We start from the raw sequence: 15,762 nt of genomic DNA, 5'->3' as shown, positions 1-15,762 counted from the left end.
GATCAGGACTCGGCGACGGCGGCCGTGGAACGCTCTTCGGGACGGGCCGGACGGATCTGGCCGCGTTCCTCGACGAACACGATGTGTTCGTCCGGACGTTCGCTGTTCACGAACGAGCGGAAGCGCTTGCGGGTTTCCGGGTCGTTCACGGCGGTCTTCCACTCGCACTGGTACGTGTCGACCACGTGCTGCATCTGGGCTTCCAGTTCCGCGGCGATGCCGAGGGTGTCCTCGATCACGACCCCCTTCAGGTAGTCGAGGCCACCTTCCAGGTTCTCGCGCCACGTGCTGGTGCGCTGCAGGCGGTCGGCCGTGCGCACGTAGAACATCAGCACGCGGTCGATGAGCTGGATCAGGCGTTCCTTCGACAGGTCGGACGCGATCAGCTCGGCGTGGCGGGGCTTCATGCCGCCGTTGCCGCAGACGTACAGGTTCCAGCCCTTGTCGGTGGCGATCACGCCGATGTCCTTGCCCTGGGCTTCCGCGCATTCGCGCGTGCAGCCGGAGACGCCGAACTTGATCTTGTGCGGCGAACGCAGGCCCTTGTAGCGGTGCTCCAGCTCGACGGCCAGGCCCACGCTGTCGCCCACGCCGTAGCGGCACCACGTGGAACCCACGCAGCTCTTCACCGTGCGCAGCGACTTACCGTACGCATGGCCCGACTCGAAGCCGGCGGCGATCAGTTCCTCCCAGATCGGGGGCAGCTGCTCGACGCGCGCGCCGAACAGGTCGACCCGCTGGCCGCCGGTGATCTTCGTGTAGAGACCGTACTTCTTGGCGATCTGCCCCACGGCGATCAGGCCGTCGGCCGTGACCTCGCCGCCCGGCATGCGCGGCACCACCGAATAGGTGCCGTCCTTCTGGATGTTGCCGAGGTAGTAGTCGTTGCTGTCCTGCAGGCCGGCCAGGTCCTTCTTCAGCACGAACTCGTTCCAGCAGGACGCGAAGATGCTGGCCGCCACCGGCTTGCAGATGTCGCAGCCGAGGCCCTTGCCGTGCTTGTGGATCAGCGCATCGAAGCTCTTGATCTCGCCCACGCGCACGAGGTGGAACAGCTCCTGGCGCGAGTGCGGGAAGTGCTCGCAGACGTGGTTGTTGACGGCCATGCCGCGGCGGGCCATCTCGACCTTCATCACCTGCGTGACGAGCGGCACGCAGCCGCCGCAGGTGGCGCCAGCCTTCGTGCAGGCCTTCATCTCGGCGATGGTGGTGGCGCCCTCGCCCACCGCCTCGCAGATGCGGCCCTTCGTGACGTTGTTGCACGAGCAGAGCTGGGCGCTGTCGGGCAAGGCGTCCACGCCCAGGCCCGGCTTGGCCTTGCCGTCGCTCGACGGCAGGATCAGGAACTCGGGGTCGGCCGGCAGCGCGATGCCGTTCAGGGCCATCTGCAGCAGCGTGCCGTATTCGGTGGCGTCGCCCACCAGCACGGCGCCCAGCAGCTGCTTGCCGTCCTCGCTGATGACGATCTTCTTGTAGACGCCCTTGCGCTCGTCCACGTACTGGCAGGTGCGGCTGTGCGGCGTGCGGCCGTGGGCGTCACCGATGCTGGCCACGTCCACGCCCATCAGCTTGAGCTTCGTGCTCATGTCGGCGCCCACGAAGGCGGCGTCGGTGTCGCCGGCGATGTGGCGGGCCACCACGCGGGCCATGTCGTAGCCCGGGGCCACGAGGCCGAAGGTCTGTTCGTTCCACGAGGCGCATTCGCCGATCGCGTAGACGTTGTGGTCGCTCGTGCGGCAGTTGCTGTCGATGACGACGCCGCCGCGCGGGCCGATGGCCAGCGCGCACTGGCGGGCCAGGTCGTCGCGGGGGCGGATGCCGGCCGAGAAGACGATCATGTCGGTCTCGAGGTACGTGCCGTCGGCGAACACCATGCGATGGCGGGCGCGGGCACCGTCGGTGATCTCGACGGTGTTGCGGCCGGTGTGCACGTGCAGGCCCAGTTCCTCGATCTTCGCGCGCAGCGTGCGGCCGCCGCCTTCGTCCACCTGGACGGCCATCAGGCGCGGGGCGAACTCGACGACGTGGGTCTCGAGGCCCAGGTCGCGCAGCGCCTTCGCGCATTCGAGGCCCAGCAGGCCGCCGCCCACCACCACGCCGGTCTTCGACTTGGCACCCGAGGCCGTCATGGCCTCCAGGTCCTCGATGGTGCGGTACACGAAGCAATGCTCGCGGTCGCGGCCCGGGACGGGCGGCACGAACGGGTTGGAACCGGTGGCCAGCACGAGCTTGTCGTACGGCAGCACCTCGCCGTCGGCGGTGGTCACGGTGTGGCCGATGCGGTCGACGGCCACGGCCTTGGCCGCGAGGCGCAGCGAGAAGCCGGTGCGTTCGAAGAAGCCGGGTTCGACGAGCGAGAGGTCGTCGGCGGACTTGCCGGCGAAGAATTCGGAGAGGTGGACGCGGTCGTAGGCAGGACGCGGTTCCTCGCACAACACGGTGACCTGGACATCGGTCAGGCCGGTCTCGGCGAGGCTTTCGAGGAACTTGTGGCCCACCATGCCGTGGCCGACAACAACGATCTTTTTCATGAGGTTTCCTGCACGAACGCGGGGATCTGGCTGTGGAACAGCCGTCGCGACTTCGCCTCGGGAGGCGGGCCGCTCGGGGTTCCGCCATCGTCAGCGGAGGTGTCTCATGTCCGCAGCATCGTCACCGCAGGACGCGCTACGTTACGCAAGGGGTGTGCCAGGGGTTTCGCCGGGGCTCGGCCCCACGGATGCACGGGTTTCGCTCTGCGGACCGGCCGATCGCGCCTCAAAAGGGTGCGCGTCGTCCCCGAACGGGGGCGCTCAACGCGTGAAGCACACGACGTCCAGCGGGGCCGAACGCCCGCGCACGGCGACCGTGGTCCGATCCGCACCGTCCACCGCCACTTCGCCGAGGGCGATCGCATCGGCCGAGGCCACGAGCCATGCGCCGGACGCCTTGGTCTGCTCCTGCAGGCGGCTTGCGGTGTTGACCACTTCGCCCACCGCGGTGACCGACGTGGTCTCGCGGTACCCGACCTCCGTGACCACGGCCGGCCCGGCGTGCAGCCCGATGCCGATGGCGAGGCCATGCGGGAAGTGGGCCTCGAACTCGGCGCGCCACGCGGCGATGTCGGCGTGGATCCGCGTGGCGGCGCGGAACGCCTGGGCACAGGCGGTGGGCAGGTCGGTCTCCAGCCCGAAGATCGCCATCACGCTGTCGCCGATGAACTGGTTGGGCTCCCCGCCACACGCGCGCACGGCCGCGCCCACCAGGGCGAAGTAGCGGTCCAGCACGTAGACGAGGTCGTGCGGCCACTGGCCCTCGGCCAGCGTGGACCAGCGGCGCAGGTCGACGAACAGCACCGCCACCTCGCGCTCGTGGGTGACCCGCGGGCCGTCGGCCCCAGGGGCGGTCAGCTGGGGTTCGAACGCGAGGTCTCCCAGCGGTCGGAGCTGGCAGGCAAGGCGCACGTCGGGAGCGGCATGGATGCGACGCAGCGTGCGGGCCTCGTCGGCGTTCGGAGGCGGGATGTTCGCGGCGGGGCCGGCCACGCGCACCCGGCAGGTCGAGCAGCGCGCCCGGCCGCCGCACAGCGAGAGGTGCGGCACGCCATGGCGGTCGCTCGCCTCCAGCACGCTCCAGCCGCGCGGCACCTGCAGCACCTGGCCGCCGGTGCTCAGCCGCAGCGCTCCGGCCACGCCGGATTCGAAGCGGGCCCGCCACGCATGGGCTGCGAACAGCGCCACGGTGGCCACGGCGTGCCCGAGCATCATCATGGAGGCGACGGCGGTGACCTGGGCGAACTGGGCGGGCGACGGCATCGCCGCCGCCTTCGCGCCAGTCACGGCGAGCTCGCGGGCCATGGCCAGGAAACCCAGCGCCCCGAGCACGGGCAGGAGCACGGCGGCGGCCACCGCGGCATGGCTGTACCGGCGCACGTTCGGGTTGGCGCGCAGCATGATCGCGACGCCGATGCACCCATGGGTCCACGCGATGGCGATCAGCGCGAGCTGCAACGGGGCCGTGTTCCAGTGAGCCAGCGCGTTCACCACCCGGGCGTATGGCGCGTCGATGGCGAACAGCGTGTCGAGCAGGCGCGTGGCGGCGACGTGCATGTAGAGCAGCAAGGGCAGCCCGAAGCCGAGCACGAGGCGCAGCACCTCGACCGGTGGCAGGCGCAGCGAGCGCCGGGTCCACACCGCCACGAACGCGAGGGCCATGTGCACGACGAGGCTGCCGTACAGCAGCACCGTGCCGGGTGGCGAGTGCCAGAGGGCGTGCATCACGCGCCGGGCGGTGTCGGCCGTGCCGACCGAGACCAGTCCCAGGGCATGATTGGCGAGGTGCAGGCCGATGTAGGTCAGCAGCACCAGGCCGGAGGCCGCGCGCAGGCGGCGGATGGTCAACACGCGGGACCCGGAGGAAGGACTGGGCATCAGCACATGGAAACGTCGTCTCGTTCGAGTCTAATGCTCCGCCGCATGCCGTTGTTCGACGGCCTGGCGGACGAGCGCCTGGCGTGGATCGCCGAGCGCTGCACGTGGCGCACGGTGCCGGCGGGCCGGCACGTGGTCTCGCGCCACGAGGACGAGGGCGGGGTGTACTTCATCGCCGCGGGCAGCGTCCGGGCGACGATGTATGCCGTGAGCGGCCGCCAGGTCACGTTCCGCGACGTGGGCGAAGGCGAGTTGTTCGGCGACCTCGCCGCGCTCGACGGCCGGCCCCGGTCGGTCGACGTGACGACCCTGGCCGACAGCGTCGTGGCCCACCTCGACCGCGCCGGCTTCCTGATCCTGCTGGACGAGGAGCCCGCCGTGTCCCGGCGCATCATGCTGCGGCTCGTGGGCCTGGTGCGGCAGCTGTCGGAGCGGGTGATCGAACTCAGCACCACGTCGGTACCTCAACGCATCCACGCGGAACTGCTGCGCCTCGCTCGGGAGGCCGGCGTTTCCGCCAACGAGGCCACGCTCGACCCCGCGCCCCCTCACGCCGACCTGGCAGCCCAGATCAGCACGAACCGCGAGCAGGTGACCCGCGAGCTGTCGGCGCTGACCCGCCAGGGGCTGCTGCGCAAGGCGGGCAAGGCTCTGGTGGTGACCGACGTCGAGCGCCTCGCCGGGCTGGTCGACGCCGCCCGCGGGGGCTGACGCCGCGTCAGGCGGCCTGCCCGGCCGGCCCCTGGGCCGAGGCAGGCAGGCCGAACACCTTGTCGAAACACCAGCTGAACACGAAGGTGTAGACGAGGAAGAACACGACCAGGCTGATGTCCATGATCAGCGCGGTCCACAGGTCCACGCCGTACCACCACGCGATGGTGGGCACGAGCATGGCCACGAGGCCGGCCTCGAACAGCACGGCGTGGGCGATGCGGCGGGCCACGGAGCGGCCGCGCACGGCCTGGCGCGATTCCCAGCGCTCGAACAGGTGGTTGAACGTCAGGTTCCACACCACGGCGATGGCCGAGGTGACGACGGCCAGCGCGCCGGACTGCAGCGCGCCCTGCCCCGACATCAGCGACAGGCCCGTGCCGGCCATGACGATGGCGATGGCCTCGTACAGGGCCAGGTAGACCACTTTTCTCGTTTTGCCTTGCATTGCGTTCGGACTCCAGTGATGACCTCACTGTATGTGTCCGGATCTGATGTAAAAAGTCATCTCCTATCAGTGAATCTGACAGATTGATGCCTTTCGACGACAACGCCGTGGCCGTGTTCCTGGCCGTGCTGGACCACGGGTCCTTCTCGGCCGCCGCCCGCTCCCTCGGCCGCGTGCCCTCGGCCGTGAGCATGGCCATCGCCCAGCTCGAAGCCGAGCTGGACCTGCCGCTGTTCGACCGCCGCGGCCGCGAGCCGAAGCCCACGGCCGCCGCCCTCTCGCTCGCGCCGCAGGCCCGGCTGCTGGCGGCCCAGCGGCAGCAGCTCCAGGTGCACGCCCTCGCCCTGACCCAGGGGCTGGAGGACATCCTCACGATCGCCATCGCGCCGGAATTGCTGGCCGTGCCGTGGAACACCGCGCTCGCGGAGCTCGCGGCCGAACACCCGCTACTGGAGGTCGAGGTGCTGGCCGCACCGCAGGCCGATGCACTCGCGATGCTGCACGATGGCCGCGCCCACCTCGCGCTCGTGTTCGAACGGCCCGGGATCGACGGGCGCGAAGGCTTCCAGGAGGTGGCTTCGGACGTGCACGTCGCCGTGATCTCGCCCAGACACCCGGTGTGGCAGGAGGCCGAGGCCGGCACCGGCCTGCGCGAGGCCCAACTGCTGTCGACCCGCCAGATCGTCGTCGCGAGCCGCGACCGGTCCGTGGTCGACCCGCGTTTCGTGCTGGCCCGCCACCGCTGGCGCACCGACACGCCGGTGGCGGCGCTGAGCCTCATCCTCGCGGGCCTGGGCTGGGGCTGGCTGCCGCGCAACTACATCCGGCCGCAGCTCGAGCGCGGCGAGCTCGTCGAGATGCGCTTCGAGAACCTCTCGAACGAGCTGCAACTGTGGGTGGACGTCGTGTGGTCCAAGTCGCGGCCGCTGGGTCTCGCGGCACGCAAGTTCGTCGAACGCATCGGCGGGGCGGCGCCCTCGTCGCCCGTGTAGGTGCAAAAAGGGCCCGCGCGGACGCGGGCCCGAAGACCGTCGGACAAAAGAACCAGTGGACCTCAGCGCGCGCAGGCGTCGGCCGGCAGGCCCGGCGTGGTCTGCGTCTGGAACAGCTTCCACGCGTCGGCCGTCGGCGAACCGAACGAGGTGTCGGTGCAGTAGCCGTGACCGCAGCTGAGGCTGGCCAGGCCCACCTTCACGCCGCCGGCGCAGTTCTGGTACTCCTTGACGTTGGCCGTCAGCCGGGACCAGGTGGTCACCGGGCTGCCCGTGCAGCCGCTCAGCTGCGCCCACTTCTGGAAGCTGGCGTTGGCCGACAGGTGGGTCACGGTCTGGCCGGCCACGCTGCTCGTGCCGCCCTCGTAGCGCACGAGCAGGTCGCGCGTGCCGGCGTACTCCTTCACGCTGATCGGACGCGACGGCGCGCACACGTAGTCCTGCGGGCTGCTGTGCAGGTGGAACACCACCGGCGCGGCCGCGGCGAAGTAGTTCGCCTGCGTGCAGGCCATCTTGTGCGAGAAGCCGCCGCCGAGCGAGGTGCCGCTGATGTAGACGCGGTTCGGGGCGATGCGCACGCGCTGCGCCACGTGGTCGACGATGGCCTTCATGAAGCCGGTGTCGTCCACCGCCGGGTTGAAGCCGGCGACGTTCCACTGGCGGTCCACACCGTCGGGGTAGGCCACGACGAAGTTCTTCGCGCTGTCGGACGTGGCGTCCCAGCCGCTGCCGTTCTGCTGCGACGAGGCGCTGCTGCTCAGGCCGTGCAGGCTCAGCACCACCGCGGCGGGCGTGACGAGGTTGCGCGGGATGTGCAGCCGGTACGTGCGGCTGCGGCCCCCGTGCGAGATGGTGAAGGTGGAGTTGCCGGCCGCGGCGGTGCTGGTGTTGCAGCCGGGCACGGCCTGCGCCGGCGCGGCGGCCATCAGCGTGGCCACGGCGAATGCAACGGGAACGGCATGGCATCGGGAAAGCTTGCGGGTCATGTTTGTCTCCTCTGGGTTGACGTCCTGGACCCGGCGGAGAAACCGCCGGGTCCGGGCGTTCTGTGGGTGTCCCGCCTCAGGTGAGGACGGTCACGGCAAGTCGCGGGTCCACAGTGCGGCGCACTTGTGGGTCACCTTGAAGTTCGTGATGACCGCGGACTGGGTGGGTGCGAACTGGAGCACCTCCTCCGTGGTCGTGTACGGCGGCCAGGCGGTGCTGCCCGCCGCGTTCGGGTTGCCGGTGCGGCTCTTGACGAACTGCGCCCAGTGCGTGGTCATCTTGTCGGCGAGCGCCTTCTGCGCCGTGGTCAGCTTCGCCGAGCTCGGCAGGTCGAACAGGTACTGGATCTCGGCCGCGTGGTACGACTTGAACGGGAAGCTGACCTTGGCCTGCAGTTCCATCGGCGCGTCCGGGTCGTTGAACTCGTAGGCGTACACGGGCACGCCGCTCGCCGACAGCGCCTTGGCCGCGCGGCGGGTGCCGCAGGCGAACAGCGAGTCGGTCACCGCGGCGCTGAGCGCGAGCGGGCGCGAGCCGCCGTAGTTCGCGGCCGGGTACGCAGCAGCCGCGGCGGTCGCGGCCGGTCCGAAGGTCGCGGTGAACACCGCGGTGAGTTCGGCGTCCGTCTCGTACAGGTTCTTGTAGCCCGCGGCGCCCGGCAGCAGCAGCGCGCTGGCGGGCGAACCCGCCGCCACGGTGGCGTTGTTCTTCAGCGTCTCCTCGGTGCCGAGCAGCGAGGTGTACTCGTCCATTGTGTTGCCGATCAGCACCGGGACCTTGTTCGGCAGCAGCCCGCCGTTGACGGCCTCCGCGTGCGTGCGCACGAGGTAGTCGCCGTCGACGTTCGGGGAGTTCGTGCTCGAGAACGTGGCGGTGGGCTGCTTCGCGATGATCGTCGCCACCGGCAGCGCGCGCAGGCAGGCCGCGGCGTTCGCGTCGTTCGGGCAGCCGAAGTTCGCGGCGGCCACGTCCGCGCCGCTGGTCTGGGCCGCCGCGCCCGTGGGCTGGGTGGTGACCGGGCCGCTCTGGAGGATGGCCTTGTGGAACAGGTTGGTGGCCTTCGCCGTGTTGAGCTGCGTCAGCACGCTCGCCGCACCGGCGGACTGGCCCGCCACCGTGATGTTGCTGCTGTCGCCGCCGAAGGCGTTGATGTTGTCCTTGACCCACTTCAACGCGAGCGTCTGGTCCATCACGCCGTAGTTGCCCGAGTGGCCGGCCGCGTCGTTGAGCGCGGGGTGGGCCAGGAAGCCGAGCGAGCCCAGGCGGTAGTTGAGCGTGACCACCACGACGCCCTGCTGCGTCAGGCGCACCGGCGTGTAGCCGTCGCCGCGGCCGTAGAGGAACGCGCCGCCGTGGATCCACACCATCACCGGGTGCGGGCCGGGCGTGGTGGGCGTGAACACGTTGAGGAACAGGCAGTCCTCCTGGCCGCCGGCCGTGCCGTAGTACGACAGCGGCGACGTGTCACGCTGCGGGCAGTGGTTGCCGAACTTCGTGGCGTCGCGCGTGCCGGTCCAGGCCGCGGGCGGCACCGGGGCGGCCCAGCGGCGCTCGCCCACCGGCGGCGCGGCGTACGGGATGCCGAGGAACTGCTTCATCGTGCCGGACGAATGCACCGAGCCGGAGACGGTGCCGTACAGCGTCGTGGCCGTGGGCGCCGGGGCCGCCGCCACGGTGTCATCGTCGCTGCCGCAGGCCGCCAGGCCCAGGGCGAGCACGGTACAAGCCAGGGGGGTGTTCAACACGCGGTTCCATCGAAACGTCATTCAGGTCTCTCCGACTGCTGGTGATCGGCGCGGCCCTCCGCCACGCCGTTGGGGAGCCGCATGTTGGAAGCAGAACGGACCGCGGTCTTTCAGGAACGTGCGCCGTCTGGCGCAAGATTCCGATGCTCCGGCCACGAGCGGAAACGGCAAGGCCGGGACCCCGTCGCGGAGGCCCCGGCCTTGCCGTGGCGGGAGGCGCGGTCGTCGCTCAGTGCCGGTCGCGCAGCTCCTTCGGCGTCGCGCCCATCACGCGCCGGCACACCTCGGCGAAGTGGCTCTGGCTGGAGAAGCCCGCGGCGAGCGCGACGTCGGCCACCGGGGCCTGCGTGCTCGTGAGCAGGTGGTACGCGCGTTCGAGCCGCTTGTGCAGCACGTGCTGGTACGGGCTCCGCCCGACGGTGTTCGTGAACAGGCGCGTGAAGTGGTAGCGGCTCAGGCCCGCCTCGCGTGCGAGGTCGGCCAGGCCGATGGACTCGTCGAGGTGGGTGCGGATGTAGTCGTCGAGGTGGCGCAGCTGCGCGGCGGTCAGGCGCGAGCGCGCCTCGCGGCGGTCCTCGCCCCCGGCCATGCGGCCGAAGCGCCGGTGCACGTGCACCGCGAGGCCCAGGCTCAGGCTGTCGGCGTAGAGCCGGCCCTTCGCGCAGCCGCCCCGCACCTCGCGCCACAGCGTGCGCAGCATCACCGCCAGTTCGGGGTCGCTGAACCGCGGCTCTCCCTGCAGCGTGCGCTGCGCGAAGCGCGTGTCGCCCGCCTCGATCAGCGAGAGGCGCGACGGGTCCAGTTCCACCGAGATCATCGCGGCGTCGCGCGTGCGCCAGTGCGCGTGGTCGATCTCGCAGCCGCCGCTGTAGCACATCAGATCGTCGGCGCGGCACTGCGTGGTGACGTCGCGCAGCCCGTAGCGCAGCCGCGACGAGGTCTGCCCGGCGTCGAGCAGCGTGACGATGGGATGCGGGGCCACGACCTGCCGGTCGGTGAACTCCTCGGGGACCTTGAAGCGGATGATCTTCAGGCCGGTCCAGTGCGCCAGGTCCTGCGGGCGGTACGTGGCGAGGCGGCCCAGCCGCGCGTCGCCATCGCCCTTCTTGATCCAGATCTCGTTGTGTTCCATGTGCCGGCCCTCACCCTCGGGCTCCCACGGAGCGCCCAGGGCGAATGCTGCAATGTGAACGGGTGTTCAACCAGCGGGGATCACCTTAGATTGTTACCCCATACAACGTTCCGTAGGGCGCACCCGGTCAGCCGAGTTCGGCACGGCGCGGCAGGTCGGCCCCGCGGCGGCTGCACGTGATGGCCGCGGCCCGGCCGGCGAAGGCCAGTGCCTCGCCGAGCGATGCCGCCGTCAGGCTGCGCACGCCGTCGATGGACAGCACGCCGTGTTCGGCGAACCAGGTCAGCATCGCGGCCTGGAACGTGTCGCCCGCGCCGACGGTGTCGACGAGCGTGGTGGGCACGGCCGGCGATTCGAGCGAGAACGTGCGGGTCCAGGCCGTCGCGCCCTTGGCGCCCCGCGTGACCACGACGAGCGACACGCCGCGCTCCAGCCACCGGGCCGCGAGCACCGCGGGGTCGGTGCCGGGGTACAGCAGGTGCAGGTCCTCGTCGCTCACCTTCAGCACGTGGGTGCGTGGCAGCATCCACTCGAGGGTGTCGCGCCAGAGGGCCGTGTCGGGCTCGACGTTGAGCCGCACGTTGGGGTCCCAGCTGATCAGGCTGCGGCCGTGCTCGCGTTCGATGAGCGCGCGCTGCGTGCCGGCCACGGGTTCCACCACCATCGCGAACGAGCCGAAGTGGAAGGCCCGCGCCTCCGACGGGATGCGCTCGAGTGCGGTGAGCGGCACCACGCGGTCCGCCCCACCCTCCCCGTAGAACGCGTACGACGGGACACCGTGCGCGTCGACGCCCACGAAGCTGACCGTGGTGCGCGCGGACGACTCGAACACGCAGCGTTGATCGATGCCTTCGGCGGTGAGCGACTGGCGGAACCGGTCGCCGAGGAAGTCGGTGGACAGGCCGCCGAAGAAGGCCACGGGTTGGGCCAGGCGCGCCAGGCCCAGCGCCACGTTGAACGGCGAGCCGCCGATGCGGCCGTCGAGGCCCAGGCCGGACGGGGTCGTCCCGCTGGCAAACACGTCCATCAGCGCTTCGCCACAGACCACGAACATGGATCGACTCCTCAGGGAAAGACAGGAAAAGAGACCGGCAGGATGCCGCCCCCATTGTCACTCCGCCATGGGGTTTTCCATTAATCAATCACCTTGATTTATCAAGCCATGGCAACCAGAATTCCTGGCACCACAACGTCACGGAGCGTCCACGTCATGCGCCTGAATCCCCTCCTCGCCCTGTCCGCCTTCGCCCTGCTGGGCCACGCGTCCGCCATGGCTGCCGACCCGCCGGTGATCGGCCTCGTCACGAAGACCGAAACCAACCCGTTCTTCGTGAAGATGAAGGAAGGCGCCATGGAAGCGGCGCAGAAGAGCGGCGCCAAGGTGGTGGCCAGCGCGGGCAAGGCCGACGGCGACAACGCCGGCCAGGTCACCGCGATGGAGAACCTCGTGGCCGCCGGCGCCAAGACCATCCTGATCACCCCGAGCGACTCGAAGGCCATCGTGCCGGCCATCAAGAAGGCCCGCGACAAGGGCGTGCAGGTGATCGCGCTCGATAGCCCCGCCGACCCGGCCGACGCCACCGACGCGCTGTTCGCCACCGACAACTACAAGGCTGGCGTGCTGATCGGCGAATACGCCAAGGCCGCGATGGCCGGCAAGCCGGCGAAGATCATCACGATCGACCTGCTCCCGGGCCACCCCGTCGGCGCCCAGCGCCACAACGGCTTCCTGAAGGGCATGGGCCTCACCACGTTCGAGGCGAAGAGCAATGAACTCGCGAAGCCCGCCGAGGTGGTCTGCATGGCCGACGGATTCGGCGACCAGGCCAAGAGCCAGACCGCGATGGAGAACTGCCTGCAGAAGGTGCCCGCGGTCGACGTGGTCTACACCATCAACGAACCGGCCGCCGCCGGCGTGTTCAACGCGCTGAAGAAGGCCGGCAAGGAGAAGGGCGTGATCATCGTGTCGGTCGACGGCGGCTGCCAGGGCATCCGCGACGTGGCCGCCGGCAAGATCGCCGCCACCTCGCAGCAATACCCGCTGAAGATGGCCGCGATGGGCGTCGAGGCCGGCATCGCGTACGCGAAGACCGGCAAGAAGGCCTCCGGCTACGTCGACACCGGCGTGATGCTGATCGCGAAGAACCCGGTGGCGGGCGTCGAGAGCAAGGACACGAAGACCGGCACGGACCTCTGCTGGGGCAAGAAGTGACGACACCGCGGGCCTGATCGACATGAACACCATGACCACCCCCTCCACGCCGTCCCCCGCCGAACGGAAGTTCCACCTTCCGCCGGTGGGCACCTTCGGCCCGTTCATCGCGCTGCTCATCGCGTGCACGTTCTTCGCCCTTCAGACCGACCGTTTCCTGAGCGGCGAGAACCTGTCCCTGATCCTGCAGCAGGTGGCGGTGGTGGGGGTGATCGCGATCGGGCAGACGCTCGTGATCCTCACCGCCGGCATCGACCTGTCGTGCGGCATGGTGATGGCCTTGGGCAGCATCGTGATGACCAAGTTCGCGACCGACCTGGGCCTGCCCCCGGGCATCGCGATCTGCTGCGGCCTCGCGGTCACGATGCTGTTCGGGCTCGTCAACGGGCTGCTCGTCACACGGCTCGGGCTGCCGCCCTTCATCGTGACGCTGGGCACGCTGAACATCGCGTTCGCCATCACGCAGCTGTACTCCAGCTCGCAGACCGTCACCGACCTGCCCGACGCCCTCACCTGGCTCGGCAACACCTTCGGCCTGGCCGGCACCAACGTGGCCTACGGCACGGTGCTGATGCTCATGCTGTACGGCATCGCGTGGTTCTGGCTGCGCGAGACGGCGTCGGGCCGGCACGTGTACGCGGTGGGCAACAACGCCGAGGCCACGCGCCTCACCGGCATCCCCACGCACCGCGTGCTGCTGGGCGTCTACGTGCTGGCGGGCCTCTTCTACGGGCTGGCCTCGCTGCTGTCGGTGGCCCGCACCGGCGTGGGCGACCCCAACGCCGGCCAGACCGAGAACCTCGACGCCATCACGGCCGTGGTGCTCGGCGGCACCAGCCTCTTCGGCGGCCGCGGCGTGGTGCTCGGCTCGCTCGTGGGCGCGCTGATCGTCGGCGTGTTCCGCAACGGCCTCACGCTGATGGGCGTGTCGTCGGTCTACCAGATCCTCGTCACGGGCGTGCTCGTGATCCTCGCCGTCGCGGCCGACCAGCTGTCGCGCAAGGGCGTGCGCTGAACCGGAGCCCCATGATGCAGACGACATCCACCCGCCCGCCCGTGATGAAGGCCACGGGCCTCGTGAAACGCTACGGCCAGGTCACCGCGCTCGACGGCGCCGACTTCGAACTGCGCGCCGGCGAGATCCTCGCGGTGATCGGCGACAACGGCGCCGGCAAGTCCTCGCTGATCAAGGCGCTGTCCGGCGCCACCATTCCCGACGAAGGGCAGATCCTGCTCGACGGCCAGGAGGTGCGCTTCAAGAGCCCCATCGACGCGCGCCGCGCCGGCATCGAGACGGTGTACCAGGAACTTGCCGTGGCGCCGGCCATGAACATCTCCGAGAACCTGTTCCTCGGCCGCGAGATCCGCCGGCCCGGTTTCCTCGGCAACGTGCTGCGCATGCTCGACAAGCGCCGCATGCTCGAGGAGAGCACGGCCCGCATGAAGGACCTGAAGGTCGGCATCCGCTCGATGACGCAGGCGGTCGAGACGCTCTCGGGCGGCCAGCGGCAGTGCGTGGCCGTCTCGCGCGCCGCGGCCTTCGCCCAGCACGTGGTCATCATGGACGAGCCCACCGCCGCCCTCGGCGTCAAGGAAGGCAACATGGTGCTCGAGCTGATCCGGCGCGTGCGCGACAAGGGCCTGCCGGTCGTGCTGATCAGCCACAACATGCCCCACGTGTTCGAGATCGCCGACCGCATCCACGTCGCGCGCCTCGGCAAGCGCGCCGCGGTGCTCGACCCGAAGAAGATCTCGATGAGCGACACGGTGGCCGTGATGACCGGGGCGCTGAAAGCGAGCGAGTTGCCGGCGGAGTGCCTGGCCTGAGCCGATCCCGGGCCGTGCGAACATCCCTCCCGGCCCTCCTCTCTTCGCGATCCCGATGTCTTCCGACGCCCACGCCTCCGAATCCGCCGCCGCCCGCCCGCCGCTCCGTCCGCGGGGCTCGAACCAGATGGGCATGGCCCAGTTCAACGAGCGGGTCGTGCTGCAGGCCATCCGGCTCCATGGCGCGCTGCCGCAGGCCCAGATCGCGCGGCTCACCCACCTGACCGCGCAGACGGTGTCGCTGATCCTCGCCCGGCTCGAATCCGCAGGTCTTCTGCTGCGGCTGGCCCCGGTGCGCGGCAAGGTGGGCCAGCCCTCGGTGCCCATCGCGCTCGACCCCGAGGGCGCGTTCTCGATCGGCATCAACGTGGGCCGGCGCAGCCTCGACGTGCTGCTCGTCGACTTCCAGGGCGAGGTGCGCGAGCGCCAGACGGTGAACTACCGCTACCCGAACCCGGACGAGGTGCTCGCCGAGATCGAGAAACAAGTGAAGGCGATGCGCAAGCGCCTCGGGACGACCAGGCGCGACCGTCTGCAGGGCATCGGCGTGGCCGCGCCGCTGCTGCTGGACGGCTGGGCGTCGCTGCTCGGGGTCACGCCCAGCGCGTCGTGGGCCCGCATCGACCTCGCCGAACGCGTGGGGCGCATGAGCGGCCTGCCCACGTCGTTCGTGAAGGACACGGCCGCTGCCTGCGTCGCGGAACTCGTGGCCGGCCGCGGGCGGTCGCTCAAGACCTTCCTCTACGTGTTCATCGGCACCTTCATCGGCGGCGGGCTCGTCATCGACAGCCAGCTGCGCAGCGGCCTTCACGGCAACGCGGGCGCGGTGGGCTCGCACGCGATGCGGCGCGGCGAAGCGGGACAGGCGCAGCCTCCCGAACAGTTGCTGAGCGTGGCGTCGTTGCTGAGCCTGGAGGCCGCGTACGAGGCGGCAGGCCTCGATCCGGCCGCCGTGGGCGACGAGCGCTCGCTCGACGCCCCGTGGCGTCCCCACACCGAGGCCTGGCTCGCGCAGGCCGCCCCGGCCATCGCGATGGTGGTGCACAACGCGGCCTGCCTGCTCGACCTCGACGGCGTCATCGTCGACGGCTCGATCAGCCGCACGCTGCTCGACCGCCTGAACCGCGACGTGTCCGACGCCCTGGCCCTCTACAACTGGGAAGGCACGCAGCGCCCTCAACTGCTGCCGGGTGCGGTGGGACAGGACGCCCGCGCGCTGGGCGGCGCGCTGCTGCCGCTGCACGCCAACTTCTCGCCCGACCGCGAGCTGTTCCTGAAGCTGGAGCGGGCCTGATCGCC

Annotated in this window: 13 protein-coding genes; 6 read left to right on the top strand and 7 right to left on the bottom strand. The window is 70.3% G+C overall.

From position 1 onward, the window contains the following. Positions 1-2: 2 nt before the first annotated feature. Positions 3-2,531, bottom strand: a complete 2,529-nt coding sequence (gene nirB, locus A4W93_RS14805; RefSeq protein WP_085751327.1) for a nitrite reductase large subunit NirB — start codon at positions 2,529-2,531, stop codon at positions 3-5. Between the two features lie 261 nt (positions 2,532-2,792). Then, on the bottom strand, positions 2,793-4,409 hold the full coding sequence (locus tag A4W93_RS14800) for an adenylate/guanylate cyclase domain-containing protein (RefSeq protein ID WP_085754183.1): 1,617 nt from the start codon (positions 4,407-4,409) through the stop codon (positions 2,793-2,795). A 45-nt stretch (positions 4,410-4,454) separates the two neighbouring features. Here A4W93_RS14800 and A4W93_RS14795 point away from each other — a divergent pair, with 45 nt between their 5' ends. Continuing rightward, positions 4,455-5,120: a Crp/Fnr family transcriptional regulator gene (locus A4W93_RS14795; protein WP_320409197.1), complete on the top strand. Its 666-nt coding sequence runs from the start codon at positions 4,455-4,457 to the stop codon at positions 5,118-5,120. A gap of 7 nt (positions 5,121-5,127) precedes the next feature. On the opposite strand, the gene A4W93_RS14790 is transcribed toward A4W93_RS14795, so the two are convergent. Continuing rightward, positions 5,128-5,568 carry a PACE efflux transporter gene (locus A4W93_RS14790; RefSeq protein ID WP_085751325.1) on the bottom strand — a complete coding sequence of 147 codons (441 nt, stop codon included), beginning with the start codon at positions 5,566-5,568 and terminating at the stop codon, positions 5,128-5,130. A gap of 86 nt (positions 5,569-5,654) precedes the next feature. Between A4W93_RS14790 and A4W93_RS14785 the strand changes: the two genes are divergently transcribed. Continuing rightward, entirely contained in the window at positions 5,655-6,560 is a 906-nt protein-coding gene (locus A4W93_RS14785) for a LysR family transcriptional regulator (protein ID WP_085751324.1), read from the top strand. Positions 6,561-6,622: 62 nt separating this feature from the next. Here A4W93_RS14785 and A4W93_RS14780 read toward each other — a convergent pair whose 3' ends face one another. The 4 genes from A4W93_RS14780 to A4W93_RS14765 form a co-directional block, all read right to left on the bottom strand. After that, entirely contained in the window at positions 6,623-7,546 is a 924-nt protein-coding gene (locus tag A4W93_RS14780) for a CE1 family esterase (RefSeq protein ID WP_157131663.1), read from the bottom strand. A gap of 90 nt (positions 7,547-7,636) precedes the next feature. Next, on the bottom strand, positions 7,637-9,289 hold the full coding sequence (locus A4W93_RS14775; RefSeq protein ID WP_157782162.1) for a carboxylesterase/lipase family protein: 1,653 nt from the start codon (positions 9,287-9,289) through the stop codon (positions 7,637-7,639). Positions 9,290-9,521: 232 nt separating this feature from the next. After that, positions 9,522-10,424 carry a helix-turn-helix domain-containing protein gene (locus A4W93_RS14770; protein ID WP_085751321.1) on the bottom strand — a complete coding sequence of 301 codons (903 nt, stop codon included), beginning with the start codon at positions 10,422-10,424 and terminating at the stop codon, positions 9,522-9,524. 127 nt (positions 10,425-10,551) lie between these two features. Further along, positions 10,552-11,478, bottom strand: coding sequence for a carbohydrate kinase family protein (locus A4W93_RS14765; RefSeq protein ID WP_085751320.1), 927 nt, complete (start codon positions 11,476-11,478; stop codon positions 10,552-10,554). 156 nt (positions 11,479-11,634) lie between these two features. On the opposite strand from A4W93_RS14765, the gene A4W93_RS14760 reads away from it, so the two are divergent. From A4W93_RS14760 to A4W93_RS14745, 4 genes are read left to right on the top strand one after another with little or no spacing between them, the layout of a single operon-like run. Further along, positions 11,635-12,636 carry a sugar ABC transporter substrate-binding protein gene (locus tag A4W93_RS14760; RefSeq protein ID WP_085751319.1) on the top strand — a complete coding sequence of 334 codons (1,002 nt, stop codon included), beginning with the start codon at positions 11,635-11,637 and terminating at the stop codon, positions 12,634-12,636. A 31-nt stretch (positions 12,637-12,667) separates the two neighbouring features. Beyond that, on the top strand, positions 12,668-13,651 hold the full coding sequence (locus A4W93_RS14755; protein WP_085754182.1) for an ABC transporter permease: 984 nt from the start codon (positions 12,668-12,670) through the stop codon (positions 13,649-13,651). 11 nt (positions 13,652-13,662) lie between these two features. After that, on the top strand, positions 13,663-14,463 hold the full coding sequence (locus tag A4W93_RS14750) for an ATP-binding cassette domain-containing protein (protein ID WP_099959909.1): 801 nt from the start codon (positions 13,663-13,665) through the stop codon (positions 14,461-14,463). A 55-nt stretch (positions 14,464-14,518) separates the two neighbouring features. Next, positions 14,519-15,757: an ROK family transcriptional regulator gene (locus A4W93_RS14745; protein WP_085751318.1), complete on the top strand. Its 1,239-nt coding sequence runs from the start codon at positions 14,519-14,521 to the stop codon at positions 15,755-15,757. The last annotated feature ends 5 nt before the right edge of the window (positions 15,758-15,762 follow it).

Origin of the sequence: Piscinibacter gummiphilus (assembly GCF_002116905.1) — a bacterium.
GTDB classification, from domain to species: domain Bacteria; phylum Pseudomonadota; class Gammaproteobacteria; order Burkholderiales; family Burkholderiaceae_C; genus Rhizobacter; species Rhizobacter gummiphilus.
Note: the sequence above shows the minus strand (reverse complement) of the source record. Positions and strands in the feature narration are given on the sequence as shown.

Bases quoted from the DNA above. Each gene is read 5' to 3' on its own strand.
- A4W93_RS14780 (WP_157131663.1), bottom strand. From the start codon at position 7,546: ATGACCCGCAAGCTTTCCCGATGCCATGCCGTTCCCGTTGCATTCGCC.
- A4W93_RS14760 (WP_085751319.1), top strand. From the start codon at position 11,635: ATGCGCCTGAATCCCCTCCTCGCCCTGTCCGCCTTCGCCCTGCTGGGC.
- A4W93_RS14750 (WP_099959909.1), top strand. From the start codon at position 13,663: ATGATGCAGACGACATCCACCCGCCCGCCCGTGATGAAGGCCACGGGC.
- A4W93_RS14770 (WP_085751321.1), bottom strand. From the start codon at position 10,424: ATGGAACACAACGAGATCTGGATCAAGAAGGGCGATGGCGACGCGCGG.
- A4W93_RS14785 (WP_085751324.1), top strand. From the start codon at position 5,655: ATGCCTTTCGACGACAACGCCGTGGCCGTGTTCCTGGCCGTGCTGGAC.
- A4W93_RS14755 (WP_085754182.1), top strand. From the start codon at position 12,668: ATGACCACCCCCTCCACGCCGTCCCCCGCCGAACGGAAGTTCCACCTT.
- A4W93_RS14800 (WP_085754183.1), bottom strand. From the start codon at position 4,409: ATGCCCAGTCCTTCCTCCGGGTCCCGCGTGTTGACCATCCGCCGCCTG.
- A4W93_RS14795 (WP_320409197.1), top strand. From the start codon at position 4,455: ATGCCGTTGTTCGACGGCCTGGCGGACGAGCGCCTGGCGTGGATCGCC.
- A4W93_RS14745 (WP_085751318.1), top strand. From the start codon at position 14,519: ATGTCTTCCGACGCCCACGCCTCCGAATCCGCCGCCGCCCGCCCGCCG.
- A4W93_RS14765 (WP_085751320.1), bottom strand. From the start codon at position 11,478: ATGTTCGTGGTCTGTGGCGAAGCGCTGATGGACGTGTTTGCCAGCGGG.
- nirB (WP_085751327.1), bottom strand. From the start codon at position 2,531: ATGAAAAAGATCGTTGTTGTCGGCCACGGCATGGTGGGCCACAAGTTC.
- A4W93_RS14790 (WP_085751325.1), bottom strand. From the start codon at position 5,568: ATGCAAGGCAAAACGAGAAAAGTGGTCTACCTGGCCCTGTACGAGGCC.